Below are 16,318 nucleotides of genomic sequence, written 5' to 3' on the forward strand. Positions count from 1 at the left end.
TCACGCACCATGGGCCGGGAATCCGCAACGCCCCTCCGGCATGCGCGGGCGAACCGGCGCCGGCCGCGCATCGTCGCGCGTGCCGAGTAGCCTGCGATAGTCCGCGCGGATCAGGTCGTAGCACTCGCACGCATGATGTTCGAGGCCGTCGCGGTCGAGCACCGTGATGCGGCCGCGGCGCTGCCGGATCAGCCCGGCTTCCTGCAGGTTGCCCGCCGCTTCCGTCACGCCTTCGCGCCGCACGCCGAGCATGTTCGCGATCGTCTGCTGCGTGACGGCCAGCTCGTCGCCGTCGATGCGGTCGTGCGCGAGCAGCAGCCAGCGGCTGAGCTGCTCGCTGACCGAATGATGGCGGTTGCACAGCGCGCTGCGCGAGATCTGCGCCATCGTCGCCTGGCAATAGTTGAGCAGCAGCCGGTAGGTCTGCGGCGACCGCTCGAATTCCGCGCGCATCACGCAGCTCGGCACGCGGTAGGCCATGCCGCCGATACGGACTTCGACCCGATACGACAACGCCGCGCCGCCGACCAGCGACGCCAGCCCGACCGCGCCCTCGCGGCCGACCAGCGCCACCTCGACCATCGCGCCGTCTTCCATCAAGTGCTGCACCGACATCATCGCCGTCGTCGGAAAATGCAGATGGCGCATCGGCTCGCCGACCCGGTCCAGCATCCCGGCCTTGATCCTGACCAGTTCGAGATGCGGCGCGAGGGCGCGGATGCTGTCCTCCGGGAGGGCATCGAGGATGGCATTCGCCGAGTAGCTCGAGTGAAGATGAAGCATGTCTGTATCCCTTTTATCGTCCGTGCCGCGTGCAGCCGCGTGCATGGAACTCGTTATCGCGATGCGTGCCCGGACGCTGATGGAGGTTGCGGCCCACAACCCTGATTCCGATCGACCATCGGCTTGTCTATACCGGATCGAATCGACCGTCCCGTTTCGACACGCCCGCCCGAATAAGCGATTTACGTGCCAATACAGGCCCGTCCTTAATATGTGAATCACGATTGATTTGGATCGCCCGAATTAGCGTTTCAAAAACAAAAAAAATGTCTCATTTCCGGACACTCTCCCGCCGCGCGGACACCGTACGCTATTCGACTGATCAATCCATATGCATCGAAGCGAGACACTGGCACCGGTGCCACGAGGCTTGCCGCTCATATACTTACAGCCGTTTTTCAATTGTTTCCGTGATGTTCAGGACAGCATTTCACGGCGCCGCCACCCCGCGCCAACCCGTTGAAAACTGTCTCAAATTTGAATCGGCACACTAATCTACAGCTCTGTAAGACACCGCACATATCTCAAATAAGCCATTGATTTACATGGACAATCTTTCCTCATCCAGGCCTTTGTTAAACAATGTTTAATCCGCCACGAATGCATTCTCCACACGATATCCCAGGGCGGACAATTGCTTCCGGACCGACATTGAATGGACGACCGATACGCCAATCCATTCCGGAATGATTAATTCCACTGAAATCAATCTTTAAATCCATATAACGTTTGCGCCCAATTCAAATCGTCAAACTTTGTGAGATGACGCGATGTGCAATTGATTGGATTCAATTGCATGCTAGCCTTTTCGCCAGCATCGTCATTTCCGTTTCCTGACGAACACAAGTCCGCACGAGCGCGCCACTCCCCGGGGCTCCGGGGTACCGACGCGACGACGCGCGACCGCCACCCTGCGAGGATGTGCCGTGACTGACCTGGCCCCTGACGCCGTCGCCTGTACGAACGGCACGATCGAGCTTTCCCACAGCTTCGACGCGAACCGGTTCCTCGCGGCGATCGATCGCGACGAGCTCGTGGCGCTCGCGCCTCACCTGCAACTCGTCCACCTTAAATCGGGGCAAGTGCTGTGCGAGCCGGGCGAGATGCTTGCCGCGGTCTACCTGCCCGTCACGACGGCGATTTCGCTGCAATACGTGTCGTCCGGCGGCATGACGCTGGAGGTCGCGGAGATCGGCAGCGAGAGCGTGGTGTGCGAGGACGTGATCGGGGGCAGCGGCCGGATGCCCTGCCGGGCGGTCGCCTGCCGCGACGGCTTCGTCTACCGTCTCGACCGGCGCGTATTCGCCGACGCGTTCGACGCGTCGCCGGTGATCCGCCACCTCGTGTTCGTCTGCGTGCGGCTGCTGATGGCGCAGGTCTCGCAGATCACGTTCTGCAGCCGTCATCACGTGCTCAAACATCAGTTATGCAGATGGTTCCTGCTGGCATACGACCGTACGCGCAGCATCGAGATCCAGGTGACGCACAGCATGCTGGCGCAAATGCTCGGCGTACGGCGCGAAACGGTCACCGACGCCGCCGGCGAAATCCAGAAGCTCGGCCTGATCCGGCAATACCGGAGTTCGATCGAACTCGCCGACCTCGGCGGCCTCGAGAAAATGTCGTGCGGCTGCCGCGCGATCGTGCGCGACGAGATGAAACGCATCCTGTCGGCCGACTCGGGCGTGCCGGCCGCGTCGCGCGCCTGACCGTCCGACGCGGCCCGGGCCGCGCCGTCAGGTTGGGTTAGTGGTTTGTAGGGTGGCGAACAGACCGCCGTGCGTGCCAATGGTCTACTGATGCCGGACTGCCGGGGGGACGTCAGCGCGTGTCGCGCGTCTGCCCCGGGCGGACGACACCACGCACGACGGAGCAGCACGTGAAAAACGAAATCAGAACCATCCTGAAGCACGTCGCCCACCTCGAAGCCGCGATCGACTCGATCGGCGACGGGGACGACCTCTACGAAGCGGGCCTCTCCTCGCTCGACACGATCCAGCTGATGCTTGCGATCGAGAAGCAGTTCAACATCGAGATTCCCGACGAGATGCTGAACCGCAACCTGTTCCGCAGCATCGACGCACTCGCGGACACGATCGCCACACTACAACGCACCGAGCATTCCGCATGAGCGCGCCGCTCCCCGAACTCGCGGCCGACAGCGATTCGCGTCGGCTCGACGAGGCCGCTCATGCCGTCGCCCAGATCGCCGCGCAGCATGCGGACGCGGTAGACCGCGACGCGCGCTGCCCCGTCGAGGCGATCGAGGCGATGCGCGCGCGCCGCCTGCTCGGCGCGATGGTGCCGACCCACCTCGGCGGCGCCGGCGCGTCGCTGGAGGATGTCGCATCGGCCTGCTCGATTCTCGGCCAGGCCTGCGCATCGTCGGCGATGGTGTTCGCGATGCACCAGATCCAGGTCGCCTGCGTCGTCGATCACGCGGTCGACCAGGGCTGGCACAAGCTGTTCCTGCAGCAGCTCGTCCGCCACCAGTGGCTGCTCGCGTCGGCCACGTCGGAAGACGGTGTCGGCGGCAACCTGCGTGCGAGCCAGTGCGCGCTCGAAACCAACGGCGGCGAGTTCCGGCTGCGCAAGTCCGCGCCGACGATCTCGTACGGCGACTATGCCGACGGCATCCTCGCCACCGCGCGACGCGACGCGGACGCGCCGGCTTCCGAGCAGGTGCTCGTCACGCTGCTGCGCGACGGCTACACGCTCACGCGCCGCGGCGAATGGGACACGCTCGGGATGCGCGGCACCTGCAGCAACGGCTTCACGCTCGACGCGCAAGGCGCGGCCGTCCAGTGCCTGCCCGTGCCGTTCGCGAAGATCGCCGAGGAAACCATGGTGCCGGTGTCGCACATCCTGTGGGCCGCGGTATGGATCGGGGTGGCCGGCGACGCCTTCCATCGCGCGCACCAGTTCTTCCGCGCACAGGCGCGCCAGACCGACGGCGCGCCGTCGCCCGCGTCGCGGCGCATCGCCGAATCGCTCGCGCTGATGCAGGCGATGCAGGCCCGGGTCGACAACGTGCTGCGCCTCCATTCGAACGCGACGTCCCGCTCGTGGTCGGCCGGCATGGCGTGGGCCGCCGAGATCAACACGCTGAAGACCTACGTGTCGACGACCGCGCTGGAAGTCGCGCACCAGGCCATGATGATCTGCGGGATGGCCGGCTACAAGCAAGGCACGCCGTTCAGCATCGGCCGCCACATTCGCGACCTGCATGCGGCGCCGCTGATGATCAGCAACGACCGCATCGCCGTCAACACCTCGAACCTGCTGCTCGCGCTGCGTCCTGCGACGCTGGAGAAACACTCGTGAACGACCGCCTTGCCGTGCCCACCGCCGCCGACGCCCCGCTCGACCGCGCGGGCGTCAACCCGCTGCGCGACGCGCTGATCGACGCGGGCCTGCTGGTCTCGACCGGCATCCAGGGCCTGTTCGGCCGCAGCGAGCGATTCGAACGCGTCGTCGAGGCGCTCGACGCGTTCGTCACGCGCATCGGCGCCGACCAGCAGGCCGAAGTGCTGCGCTTCCCGCCCGCGATGAGCCGCACCGAGTTCGAGCGCAGTGAATACATGAAGAGCTTCCCGCAGCTCGCGGGCAGCGTGCATGCGTTCTGCGGCGACGAGCATCAGCACCAGCGCGTGCTGCAGTGCCTCGATCGCGGCGACGACTGGACGGAGAGCCAGAAGCCGACCTACGTCGTGATGACGCCGGCCGCCTGCTACCCCGTCTATCCGGTCGTCGCGCGCGCGGGCGCGCTGCCCGCCGACGGCCGCATCGTCGACGTCTTCTCGTACTGCTTCCGTCACGAGCCGTCGCTCGACCCGACCCGCATGCAGCTGTTCCGGATGCGCGAATACGTGCGGATCGGCACGCCCGAACAGATCGTCTCGTTCCGGGAAACCTGGATCGAGCGCGGCACCCGGATGATCGAGGCGCTGCACCTGCCGAACGCGATCGATCTCGCGAACGACCCGTTCTTCGGCCGCGGCGGCAAGATCGTCGCGAACAGCCAACGCGAGCAGAACCTCAAGTTCGAGCTGCTGATCCCGATCGAACACGACAACCGTCAGACCGCGTGCCTGAGCTTCAACTACCACATGGACCACTTCGGGCTGCTGTGGGACATCCGCACCGCGACGGGCGACGTCGCGCACACGGGCTGCGTGGGCTTCGGCCTCGAGCGGCTCACGCTCGCGCTGTTCCGCCACCACGGCTTCGACCTCGACGCGTGGCCGCGCGAGGTCCGCGACGTGCTGTGGGGCACGCCATGAGATTCGTGTCCCGCGACGGCGAGGATGCGACGTTCGAAGACGTGCGCCACCGCGCACGCCACTACCGGCCGCACCCGTTGCACAGCCAGGAGATGGTCTGGAAGCAGACCAACTGCTACGTCGACATGTGGCTCGAGGTGCTCCGGTGGTGGGGCTTCAATCCGTACGCGGCCCTGCCCTTCACGATCGCGCTCGATTTCGAGGGCGACCAGTTCACGTTCTTCAAGTTTCCGCACGACGAACTGGAGCGTCTCTACGGCATCGTCGTGCAGGAGCACTCGATCTACGAGCCGCTCGACCAGCACATCGAGACGCAGGTCGCGCGCGGCCACCTGATGATCGTCGAGGTCGACGCGTGGTTCCTGCCCGACACGCGCGGCAGCAGCTACCGCACGCAGCACACGAAGACGACGATCGGCATCGATGCGATCGATCGCGCGAAACGCCAGATCGGCTACTTCCACAACAGCGGCTATTACGTGGCCGAGGAGGCCGACTACGACGGGCTCGTCGGCGACAGTTCGCCGATGACGCTGCCGCCGTACGTCGAATGCGCGAAGCGGCGGTTTGCGCCGCTCGACGAGCGTGCGCTCTGCGAGGCGTCGCTCGCCGCGCTGCAGCGCCACCTGCGGCGCCTGCCCGTCGTCGATCCGATCGCCGCCTTCCGGCGGCAGTTGCAGACCGACGCGCGCACGCTGGCCGACGCGCCGCTCGAACACTTTCACGCGTACTCGTTCAATTCGGTGCGGCAACTCGGCGCGAACTTCGAACTGTTCGGTCATTACGCGCGCTGGCTGCAGGCCAGCGGTTGCGTCGGGCCGTTCGCCGAGATCCGCGCCGCGTGCGATCGCATCGCGTCGGAAGCGATGGTGCTGGAATTCCGGCTCGCACGCGCATGCGCGCGCGGCAAGGAAGAACGCGGCGATTCGACGCTCGAGGCGATCGAGACCGCCTACGCGGATGTGGTCGCCTGCGCACGGCAGATCTGCGCGCCGCTGCGGCACGCCACGCCGGCGCGCAGCGACGCGGCCCCCGTGCCGGCCATGCGGTGACGCGCGCGCGCACGCCGCCCGCGTGGTCGATGCTGGCGACGGCCGCGGGCGCCGCGCGGGAGCCGCGCGACCTCCCGGGAGCCAGTGCCGGCTGGATCGCGGCGCCCGTGCCGGGCACGGTCGCGCAGGCGCTCGCGCTTGCCGGCCGGCTCGACGAAGCGGAATCGCTCGACGCACGCGACCACTGGTACCGGCTCGAGCTGCGCGGACACGGGCCGCGCGTGCTGCGCTTTCATGGCCTCGCGACGCTCGCGCAAGCGTGGCTCGACGACACGCCGATTCTCGGCTCCGACAGCATGTTCGTCGCGCACGACGTGCCCGTGACGCTCGACGGCACCCACCGGCTGACCCTCTGTTTCCGCGCGCTCGCGCCGTACCTGCACGACGCGCGCGCGCCGCGCCGTGCGCGATGGCGCACCCGGCTCGCCGAGCCGGCGGCGCTGCGCACGATCCGCACCTCGCTGTTCGGCCACATGCCCGGCTGGTTTCCGCCGTACGTGCCGACCGGCCCGTGGCGGCCCGTCGAGGTGCTCGATCCCGCCGGCGGCCCCGTTCCGGTCGCGTGCGACCTGCGCGCGCGCATCGAGGGCGACACCGGCTGGCTCGATGCGGAGCTGACGTTCGCCGCGCCGCTGCCCGACACGCTCGCCGCACGGCTGTCGTGCGGCGAGCACCAGGCCACGCTCGAACGCGCCGGCGCCGACCGCCTGCGCGCCAGCGTCGCGGTGCCCAACGTGCGCCGCTGGTGGCCGCATACGCATGGCGAGCCGGCGCTCTACGACGTCGTGCTGCATCTCGGCGAGGTGCGGCGGCCGCTCGGCGCGACGGGCTTCCGCACGATCGAGATCGACGCCGGCGCCGACGGCAAGGGTTTCGGGCTGCGCATCAACGGCGTGCCGGTATTCGCGCGCGGCGCGTGCTGGAGCAGCGCCGCGCCGCTCGCGCTGCACGCGGACGACGCAACCTACCGCCGCCTGCTCGGGCTTGCGCGCGACGCCGGCTTCAACATGATCCGCGTCGGCGGCACGATGACCTACGAGGCCGACGCGTTCCACGCGTGGTGCGACCGGCTCGGGCTGCTGGTCTGGCAGGATTTCATGTTCGCGAACTTCGACTACGCGCTCGACGATCCCGCATTCGCGGACAACGTCGGGCGCGAAGCCGCGCAGTTCCTCGCGCGCCACGGCGCATCGCCGTCGCTCGCGGTACTGTGCGGCGGCAGCGAGATCGCGCAGCAGGCCGCGATGTCGGGGCTCGGGCCGAAGCAGCGCTTCCTCGAACTGACGGCCGAGCGGCTGGCCGGCCTGGCGGCCGCCCGCCGCCCCGACGTCCCGTACGTCGCCGATTCGCCCGACGGCGGCGTGCTGCCGTTCGTGCCGCGCGAGCGCGTGTCGCACTACTACGGCGTCGGCGCGTACCTGCGCCCGCTCGACGACGCGCGCCGCGCGGACGTGCGCTTCGCGAGCGAATGCCTCGCGTTCGCCAACGTGCCGTGCGATGCCACGCTCGCCGAACTGGGCTGGCCCGGCGTGCACGAACCGCGCTGGAAGGCGGCCGTGCCGCGCGACCCCGGCACGTCGTGGGATTTCGAGGACATTCGCGACCACTATCTGCAGACGCTGTACGACGTCGCGCCCGACCGGCTGCGTCGCGAGGATCCGGCGCGCTACTTCGAGCTGTCGCGCGCGACGATCGCGGACGTGATGCGCGAGACTTATTCCGAGTGGCGGCGCACGGGCTCCCGCTGCGCCGGCGCGCTCGTGTGGCAGTTCCAGGACGTGATGCCGGGCGCCGGATGGGGCGTGATCGACGCCGCGCACCGGCCGAAGTCGGCGTGGTACGCACTGCGCCAGGTCCTGCAGCCCGTGCAGGTGCTGCTTGTCGACGAAGGCTTGAACGGGCTCGACGTCCACGTGGTCAACGAGCATCCCGCGCCGCTGTCGGCGGCGATCGAACTGGTCGCGCTGCGCGACGGCCGCACGCCGGTCGCGCGGGCCGGTTGCCCGGTGCGGATGGCGGCCCACGACACGGTGCGGATCGGCTCGGCCGAGCTGCTCGGCCGGTTCTTCGACTGGACGTACGCGTACCGTTTCGGGCCCTGCGAACACGACACCGTCGTCGCGACGCTGCGCGCCGACGACGGCACGCTGCTGTCGCAGGCGTTCCATTTCCCGTCCCGTACGCATCCGGCCGTACTGGCGCGTCGCGAACTCGGGATCGAGGCGTGCGTGTCGCGCACCGGCGACACGTGGCACGTCGACATCGACACGCGGCACGTCGCGCGCCATGTGCAGATCGACGCCCCGGGCTTCGTGCCGCGCGACGACTGGTTCCATCTCGCGCCCGGCTCGCCCGCGCGCGTCGCGCTGGTTCCGTGCGACGCGGCCGGAGGCGATCCGGCCGCCGCCGCACCGCCGACAGTGGAAATCCGCGCGGTGAACGCCGTGCGCACGGTACGGGCCACACAGGCCGCCTGACGCCGCGCTCGCGGCCGGCGAAGCCGCGAGCGTTGCCCGCCACGCGTCAGTCGGACGAGCCCGTGCCGCGCGGCCGCTCGATCCCGTAAGCCTCCATCCAGCGATACAGCGTGGCGCGCGATACGCCAAGCTCGCGCGCCGACGCCGCGACGCGTCCGCGCGTGCGCAGCAACGCGGTTTCGATCGCCTCGCGCTCGATCGACTTGCGGATATCGGCCACCGACGGCGACGCCGCGTCGAGGCAGTATTCGAGTTCGAGATCCTGCGCGGTGATCAGGCGGCCTTCCGTCATCACGACCGCGCGCCGCACGCGGTTGATCAGCTCCCGGACGTTGCCCGGCCAGTCGTGCTTGTAGAGCGCCGTGATCGCATCCGTCGAGAAGCCGCGCACACGGTGGCGCGCGTCGCCGCGAAAGCGTTCGAGCATGTGGTGCGCGAGCAGCTCGATGTCCTTGCCGCGCGCGCGCAGCGGCGGCTGGTCGATGCGCATCACGCACAGGCGGTGGAACAGGTCGGCGCGAAAACGCCCCTCCTCCATCGCGTCGCGCAGGTCGACGTGGGTCGCCGATACGATCCGGACATCGACCGGCACCGGATCGCTGCCGCCGAGACGATGGATCGCGCGCTCCTGCAGAAAGCGCAGCAGGCTCGCCTGGCTCTCGTGCGGCAGGTCGCCGATCTCGTCGAGCAGCAGCGTGCCGCCGTTCGCCGCCTCGACATAGCCGATCTTGCGCGTGTTCGCGCCGGTAAACGCGCCGCGCTCGTAGCCGAACAGTTCCGATTGCAGCAGGTGCGGCGGAATCGCCCCGCAGTTGACCGCGACGAACGGGCCGCTGCGCCGCTCCGAATGGCGATGGATCGCGACGGCCGTCAATTCCTTGCCGGTTCCCGTTTCGCCGAACACGAACACCGGTGCGTCGGTGCGCGCGAAACGCCGTACCGTATCGAACAGCCGCAGCATCGCGCTGCAGGTGCCGACGATGCCCTTCTCTTCCGATTCGAGCTGTTCTCGGTCGCGCGCGAACAGGCATTCCATGCCGTACGCATGGCCGACCGTATCGGCGATCCGCTGATGCGACGCAGGCAGCGTGACGTAGTCGAAGCAGTAGTCGCGCAACAGCGCGCGCACGTTCGGCGACGCGGTCTGGCCGACGTCGATGAGCGCGACCCAGACGACGTCGCGCATCGACGCGCAGGTCGACGCAATGCTGCCGATCGCATCGGCATGGCCGCCGCTCAGGTCGAGGATGCCGCAGGTGATTTCGCCGGACGTGTCGCGCAGCTCGCTCGCCTGGGCGACGATCGACACTTTCCAGTCGCGTCGCGCCAGCTCCTTTCGCAGCATGACGGACGGCGACTGCGTCCAGTAAATCAGCGGACGCTGCCCGTTACCACTCCCCGCGCCGGCGCTCTTATCGCGCGTTATTGGCATATTCATAGCGAACCATCACTTTCCACACTCCGCGAACCGTTCGCGTGCGCTGCGGCCGCCGGTACATGACCGACTGTCCGCGCTGCGCTTCCGCAGCTTTGGCGAAGATCGAGACTGCACACGGCAAGAGCCCCCGGAGGTCGAGCCGGATGTCATCCGGCCTCGTTGTCATCCAACTCGAAGGAAACGCGCGGCTGCGGGAGCCGCGACGTTCCGGCTTTGATGCGCCCCGCCGCGAGGCAAGGCACGTCTGCAAACAGGAATTCCGTCCGCCCGGGCGTCGCGTCTTGCACGACCGTTGCGCCCGATGCCGAACCGGACGGCTGCCAACCCGCTCCCGGAATGACCGCCGCACTTCATCCGCTCCTGAATTTACACCCCGTTTCGAGATGGTCTTGTTACCAAAAGATAAACCTGAATCAGCCGGTTACGCGACCCTTCGCCCCCGCGCCATGCACGTTTGATCACTGAGATTTGATTATCTATAAACATTCCAGTCAATCAGTGGCAAATCCTACTTTCCCCCGGGATGGCAGCCATCGATTGCCCGCGATTCCCGCCCGAATCACCGGAAATAGTCGGCACCGTATTTCGATCGACGCATAATCGCGCGCGCGGCCGGCCGGCAGCACCGGGCCGCGACGACGCACGGCCCGTGCCTCTCGCTCGCATCCGTTACATGCGGTAATCAAAGGCACCGATCCGCGCGTCCCGCGGCGCAGCATGGCCGGCACGCATGAGGCGACGGGCGGTCTCCCGGGCTCGGGGCTCGGGACCCGATCGGCAGCGGAAACGACGGCGGGGTGCAGCGGGTGCGCACGCAGGCAAACGCCGACGTACTGGATGAACGACGTGCGCGCCGCGCAGGCACGCACGTCCTGAAGGCATGCGACGAAGCCGCCGGCCTGCCCGATACGGCGGGCCGCGCGCGCGAGCGTGTCCCCTGCGCGGCCCCGCGCGACCCGCCCGTCGTGAACGATCGCGATGCTCAAATCCTGCCCCGGTTCGTTTTTCACATTCGATGTCGACCGGCCGCGTGTCGTGGCGGGCCGCCAGGATGGAGTCATTATGAAAAAGCACCGGTCGCGGCGATGTGTGCTACCGCACCGTCCGGCATTCGCGGGGCATGCGAGGCAATCCATTCCGCGCCGCCGCATGAATCCCGGGCATGAGTACGCTTTCGAACAGACCGGCGCGCCATGCATCCGGATGATGAGGATCGCCACACCGTACGGAACGATTGCGTCCGCGCGGCACGGCATGCCGAAGGCATCACGCGAGGACCGCATCATGGAATGGCATTGTTGTGAATTCGAACATCTGAGCGCCGTCGATCTCTATGCAATCCTGCGCGCGCGCAACGCCGTGCTGGTGGTCGAGGACGCGCACACGCATCTCGACATCGACGGCAAGGACGCGGGCGCGCTGCACGTCTACGCGACCGTGCGCGACGGCGACGCGACCGAAGTCGCGGCCTACGCGCGCATCCTGCCCGGCGACGACATCGATCAGGACGTCGTGATCGACAAGGTACTGACGAGCGAACGCTGCCGCGACGACGATACGCTCGAGCGGCTGATCGGGCGCGCACTCACCGCCGCGCAGGCGGCGTGGCCCGACGCCGCCGTGCGCACGCACGTCCCCGCGCCGCGCCAGGCGTTCTACAAGCGCTTCGGATTCCGCAAGGCCTACGGCCCGTATCTCGAACAGGGCGCGCCGTTCGTCGGCCTGATCCGGTCGGCCGATCGCGCCGCCGGCGCATTGCGCACCCTGCTGTCCCGGGCCGTTTCGGCGCATCGGTCACGCAACGACGACACGCGCGCCGAAGGCCGCACCTACCACCGGCAGCCCGCCGACACCGGAGCCAACCGATGACCCGCACCCTTCGCCCGGTTCGCGAGCCCGACATGCCGCGCATTCTTCCGGTCATCCTTGCCGGCGGTTCCGGCACGCGGCTGTGGCCGCTGTCGCGCGAGCAGTATCCGAAGCAGCTGATCGAGCTGACCTCGAACGAGTCGCCGCTGTCGGCGACCGCGCGGCGCCTGAACGGCATCGCGAACGCGTCGCTCGACGATACGCTGCTGCTGGTCTGCGGCGAGCAGCATCGCATCATGAGCGCCGCGCAGGTGCTCGGCCGTGGGGCGTCGCCCCGCATCCTGATCGAACCGGCCGCGCGCAATACCGCGCCCGCCCTGACACTTGCCGCGCTCGACGCAAGCGCGCTCGCCGACGATCCGGTGCTCGCGGTGATGCCGGCCGATCACGTGATCGCCGACGTCGGCGCGTTCCAGGACGCGGTCGCGCGCGCCGCGCGCTACGCGCAGGAAGGCGCGATCGTCACGCTCGGCGTGCTGCCGCGCCGCGCCGAAACGGGCTACGGCTACATCCAGGTCGGCTCGCCGCGTGCGGGCCGCGTCGGCGGCCAGGGCGGCTACGCGATCGGCCGCTTCGTCGAAAAGCCCGACGCGACGCTCGCCGAGCGTTACCTGCAATCGGGCGACTACTGGTGGAACAGCGGGATCTACGTCACGCGCGCGTCGGTCTGGTTGAAGGCGATCGCCGCGCTCGCGCCGGACATCCACGCGGCATGCGAAACCGCCTGGCGCGCGGGCGTCGCCGAGGATCCGTTCTTCCGGATCGACTCGGCTGCTTTCGACGCGTGCCCGTCGGATTCGATCGACTATGCGGTAATGGAACACCTCGCGAACCGCGGCGACCTCGGCATCGAAGGCATCGTCATCCCGCTCGCGGCCGGCTGGTCGGACGTCGGCACCTGGGATGCGATCTGGGAAATCATGCCGAAGGACGACCAGGGCAACGTCGCGCGCGGCCCGATCGTGTTCGAGGATACGCAGGACAGCCTCGTGCGCTCGGAAGGCCGCCTGATCGCGTGCGTCGGCATGAAGGACGTCGTCGTGATCGAGACGCCCGATGCGGTGCTGGTCGCGAACAAGCACGACGTGCAGCGCGTGAAGAACATCGTCGAGCGCCTGAAGATCGACCGGCGCCCGCAGGCGAGCGAGCACCGCAAGGTGCAGCGGCCGTGGGGCCATTACGATTCGATCGATCTCGGCGAGCGCTTCCAGGTGAAGCGGATCGTCGTCGAGCCCGGCAAGCGGCTGTCGCTGCAGATGCACTATCACCGCGCCGAGCACTGGATCGTAGTGCGCGGCACCGCGAAGGTCACGCGCGGCAGCGAAACCTTCCTGCTCTGCGAGAACGAGTCGACCTACATCGCCGTCGGCCAGGTGCATCGCCTCGAGAACCCCGGCCGCATCCCGCTCGAAATCATCGAGGTGCAGTCGGGCAATTATCTCGGCGAGGACGATATCGTCCGCTTCGACGATCAGTACGGGCGTGCCGTCGAGTCACGCGCGGCGCAACCGGTCGCGCTCGCATCGCAACAGGCGCCCGCGCCCGTCACGGCGCCGGACGTCGCCGGCTAGGCGTGCCGGGGGCAGGCCGCCGCGCGCGTCAGGCTTCGACGCGCGCGGCGCAGTGTAAGCCATCGCACCCAGCCCGCCGCGCATGCGTAGCACAATGCGTTCGGCACCGGGAATCACGCGTCTTCGTGCACGCCCTCCCGGTCGGGCGACGCGATTCCCGCCCACTTCGTGCGTGGAGAAGCGTTCCGTCCTTCCGCGATATCGGTCCTGCACCGCGCGCCCTCTTCCCGCACGACGCCATGCCGCACGGATGACCTTGGCGGCACCGGCATGAATGACAACGCTCGAACCCATCCATTTATTTAGTCATACATATCTTTTGATCCATTCCGGAGAGCGGGACGAAAGCCAGCGACATCGCGCCCCGCCCGACATGCGTTTTTACAGGCGACCGTGCCGCGTCCGGTCGAACAGGCTGCCCCGAAGATGACCACACAACGGATCGTTCATATCGTCGAAGCGTTTGGCGGCGGCGTGCTCTCGATGCTCGTCCATCTCGCCAATCACGCCGCGGCAACGGGCGCCGACGTGACCGTCCTGCACGCCATCCGGCCGGAAACGCCGGACGATTTTCCGTCGCTGTTCCATCCCGACATCAGGCTCGTCCACGTCGAGATGGATCGCGAAGTCAGCCTCTCGAAAGACCTGCGCGGCGCGCGCGCGCTGGCCCGGTGCCTGCGCGAGTACCGGCCGACGGTGATCCATCTCCATTCGTCGAAGGCGGGCGTGCTGGGGCGGGTAGCGGCCCGGATCGCCGCGCCGCGCGCGAAGGTGTTCTATTCCCCGCACGGGCTCTCGTTCCTGCGTTGCGACGTTTCCCGGCTCAAGCAGTTCGCGTACCTGAGCTTCGAGCGAATCGCCGCCTGCCTGGGCGGAACCATCGTCGCCTGCTCCGACAGCGAACTGAGGGAGATCAACGGAAGGATTCGCGCGAAATCGGCGGTACTGGTGGAAAACGGCGTCGACGTTGCCGAAATCCCGGCGCGCCGGACACGCGACGATCGCAGGATCGCCATCGGCATGAGCGGTCGCGCGTCGTTCCAGAAAAATCACCAGGCGTTCGTGCAACTGGCGTCCGAACTCCGCGCGTCCGACGTCGAGTTCCTCTGGATCGGCGGCGACGCCGCCGAGATCCCCGATCCCCGCGAAAGCCGCGCGGTCGCCTGCAGCGGCTGGGTCACGCGCGCACAAGCGCTCGAGCTGACCGCCGGGCTGGATATCTACGTCCAGACGTCGCGCTGGGAAGGCATGCCGGTGGCGCTGATCGAAGCGCAGGTGGCGGGCTTGCCCGCCGTCGTGACCGACGTCGTCGGCAACCGCGACGTGGTGATTCACGGCGTGACAGGCTACGTCGCGTCGAACGCCGACGAGATGGCGCGGTACGTGGCCCTGCTCCGCGACGACCGGCAGCTTCGCGAACAAATGGGGGAATCGGCCAGAAAGTTTGCACTCCATCGGTTTTCGATGACTTCCATCTTCCGACAGTGGCGTTCCCTTTACGGACTGGACGCGATCCCGCGTCGCGCCGACGCATCGTATTTCGAGCATGCCGCGCCCGACCGGGTCGAGGCGTGAGGGCTCGCCGACGCCGGGAACGGGCCGAACCGGCCCCGGCGGCCACGCGAGCGGCGCGGCCCGGCACGATCCGTACGGGTCCCGGCCGCGCAGCGATTTCACCGGATTTCACATGAGCAACATTAAAGAACCCAGGAAACTCGTCTATAACGGCCGTTTCGCCACGCAGAAAACGACCGGCGTCCAGCGCGTCGCACGCGAACTGATCGCCGCGCTGGTCAGGCTGCAGCCCCAGGATTCCGTCACGGTGCTGGTTCCCCCGCATACCGACGCCGTGGTGAGCGGCACCCGGACGGTCAGGATCGGTTTCTCCAAGGGCGTGATCTGGGAGCAACTGGTCCTCCCGCTGTTTGCGCGCCGCGACCGCATCGTCAACCTGAGCAATTCCGCGTCCATCTTCCTCGGCAACCAGATCATCTACATGCACGACGCGGCGGTGTTCGACACGCCCGCGCACTTCTCCCGGCTGTTCCGGGCCTGGTACCGCGTCATGTTCTGGATACTGGCGCGCACCTCCGTCTGCGTACTGACCAACTCCCGCTTCTCGCGCGATCGCCTCGCGCATCATTGCGGCGTGTCGGCGGACAAGATCAGCGTCGTGCCGCTGGGGGCCGACCATCTCGATTCGCTGGAACCGGACGCGAGCGTGCTGAACGAACACGCGCTCACGCCCGGCCGGTTCGTGCTGGCGGTGAGCAGCATGAATCCCACCAAGAACTTCGCGCGCATGATCGCGGCGTTTCGGCAGCTCGGCGATCCGTCGGTGGATCTTGTCATCGTCGGCATGCGCAATACCGCCGTGTTCGGCGCGCAGGACGACATCGCCGCGACCGAGCCGAACATCAAGTTCGCCGGGTACATCAGCGACGAGAAGCTGAAGGCGCTGTATCAACACGCGGCCTGCTTCCTCTACCCGTCCATCTACGAGGGCTTCGGCATTCCGCCGCTCGAAGCCATGCGGTACGGCTGCCCGACTCTCGTGGGACGAACGGCGGCGCTGCCCGAAGTCTGCGCCGACGCGGCGCTCTACTGCGACCCTTACTCGTCGAACGACATCGCGGAAAAACTGCGCAGCCTGCTCGATTCCGCCGAACTCCGCGCGGACCTGAAGCGCCGCGGCGCCTTTCACGCCGAGCAATACAGCTGGAGCAAGAGCGCGGAAACGATGGCGCGGATCTTCAATACGCTCTGACGCGCGCGGCATGCGTCGCCGGACGCATGCCCGCAAACCGTCGCCGCCGCGGATCGGGCGGGCCCGGCTCGATGCCGG

Annotated in this window: 13 protein-coding genes; 10 read left to right on the top strand and 3 right to left on the bottom strand. The window is 67.8% G+C overall.

All coding sequences use genetic code 11. The features are described 5' to 3' along the window. The gene (locus tag GQ56_RS0100365; protein ID WP_031396761.1) at positions 1-783 is read right to left on the bottom strand and encodes a Crp/Fnr family transcriptional regulator; all 783 of its coding nucleotides are present in this window, start codon (positions 781-783) and stop codon (positions 1-3) included. A gap of 926 nt (positions 784-1,709) precedes the next feature. On the opposite strand from GQ56_RS0100365, the gene GQ56_RS0100370 reads away from it, so the two are divergent. The 6 genes from GQ56_RS0100370 to GQ56_RS0100395 all read left to right on the top strand — a co-directional run bounded on the left by GQ56_RS0100370 (position 1,710) and on the right by GQ56_RS0100395 (position 8,595). After that, on the top strand, positions 1,710-2,492 hold the full coding sequence (locus GQ56_RS0100370; RefSeq protein WP_031396762.1) for a Crp/Fnr family transcriptional regulator: 783 nt from the start codon (positions 1,710-1,712) through the stop codon (positions 2,490-2,492). A gap of 170 nt (positions 2,493-2,662) precedes the next feature. Continuing rightward, the gene (locus tag GQ56_RS0100375; protein WP_006490451.1) at positions 2,663-2,914 is read left to right on the top strand and encodes an acyl carrier protein; all 252 of its coding nucleotides are present in this window, start codon (positions 2,663-2,665) and stop codon (positions 2,912-2,914) included. After that, positions 2,911-4,107: an acyl-CoA dehydrogenase family protein gene (locus GQ56_RS0100380; RefSeq protein ID WP_031396763.1), complete on the top strand. Its 1,197-nt coding sequence runs from the start codon at positions 2,911-2,913 to the stop codon at positions 4,105-4,107. Before GQ56_RS0100375 ends, GQ56_RS0100380 begins: the two co-directional genes overlap by 4 nt. Then, positions 4,104-5,066, top strand: a complete 963-nt coding sequence (locus tag GQ56_RS0100385) for an amino acid--[acyl-carrier-protein] ligase (protein WP_031396764.1) — start codon at positions 4,104-4,106, stop codon at positions 5,064-5,066. Before GQ56_RS0100380 ends, GQ56_RS0100385 begins: the two co-directional genes overlap by 4 nt. Next, entirely contained in the window at positions 5,063-6,118 is a 1,056-nt protein-coding gene (locus GQ56_RS0100390) for a DUF1839 family protein (protein WP_031396765.1), read from the top strand. Before GQ56_RS0100385 ends, GQ56_RS0100390 begins: the two co-directional genes overlap by 4 nt. 29 nt (positions 6,119-6,147) lie before the next feature. Further along, on the top strand, positions 6,148-8,595 hold the full coding sequence (locus GQ56_RS0100395) for a glycoside hydrolase family 2 protein (protein WP_407638571.1): 2,448 nt from the start codon (positions 6,148-6,150) through the stop codon (positions 8,593-8,595). Positions 8,596-8,641: 46 nt separating this feature from the next. Here GQ56_RS0100395 and GQ56_RS0100400 read toward each other — a convergent pair whose 3' ends face one another. Beyond that, entirely contained in the window at positions 8,642-10,033 is a 1,392-nt protein-coding gene (locus tag GQ56_RS0100400; RefSeq protein ID WP_031396767.1) for a sigma-54 dependent transcriptional regulator, read from the bottom strand. A 491-nt stretch (positions 10,034-10,524) separates the two neighbouring features. Next, a complete protein-coding gene (locus tag GQ56_RS43710; protein WP_152601579.1) occupies positions 10,525-11,043 on the bottom strand; it encodes a hypothetical protein in 519 nt (172 codons plus the stop codon). 274 nt (positions 11,044-11,317) lie between these two features. Between GQ56_RS43710 and GQ56_RS0100405 the strand changes: the two genes are divergently transcribed. From GQ56_RS0100405 to GQ56_RS0100420, 4 genes are all read left to right on the top strand, one after another. Next, positions 11,318-11,902: a GNAT family protein gene (locus tag GQ56_RS0100405; protein ID WP_034196846.1), complete on the top strand. Its 585-nt coding sequence runs from the start codon at positions 11,318-11,320 to the stop codon at positions 11,900-11,902. Then, positions 11,899-13,473: a mannose-1-phosphate guanylyltransferase/mannose-6-phosphate isomerase gene (locus GQ56_RS0100410; protein WP_031396769.1), complete on the top strand. Its 1,575-nt coding sequence runs from the start codon at positions 11,899-11,901 to the stop codon at positions 13,471-13,473. The genes GQ56_RS0100405 and GQ56_RS0100410 overlap by 4 nt, the downstream gene beginning before the upstream one ends. 426 nt (positions 13,474-13,899) lie before the next feature. Then, positions 13,900-15,048, top strand: coding sequence for a glycosyltransferase (locus tag GQ56_RS0100415; protein WP_031396770.1), 1,149 nt, complete (start codon positions 13,900-13,902; stop codon positions 15,046-15,048). A 112-nt stretch (positions 15,049-15,160) separates the two neighbouring features. Then, on the top strand, positions 15,161-16,240 hold the full coding sequence (locus GQ56_RS0100420) for a glycosyltransferase family 4 protein (protein WP_031396771.1): 1,080 nt from the start codon (positions 15,161-15,163) through the stop codon (positions 16,238-16,240). The last annotated feature ends 78 nt before the right edge of the window (positions 16,241-16,318 follow it).

Origin of the sequence: Burkholderia paludis (genome assembly GCF_000732615.1) — a bacterium.
Classification (GTDB): domain Bacteria; phylum Pseudomonadota; class Gammaproteobacteria; order Burkholderiales; family Burkholderiaceae; genus Burkholderia; species Burkholderia paludis.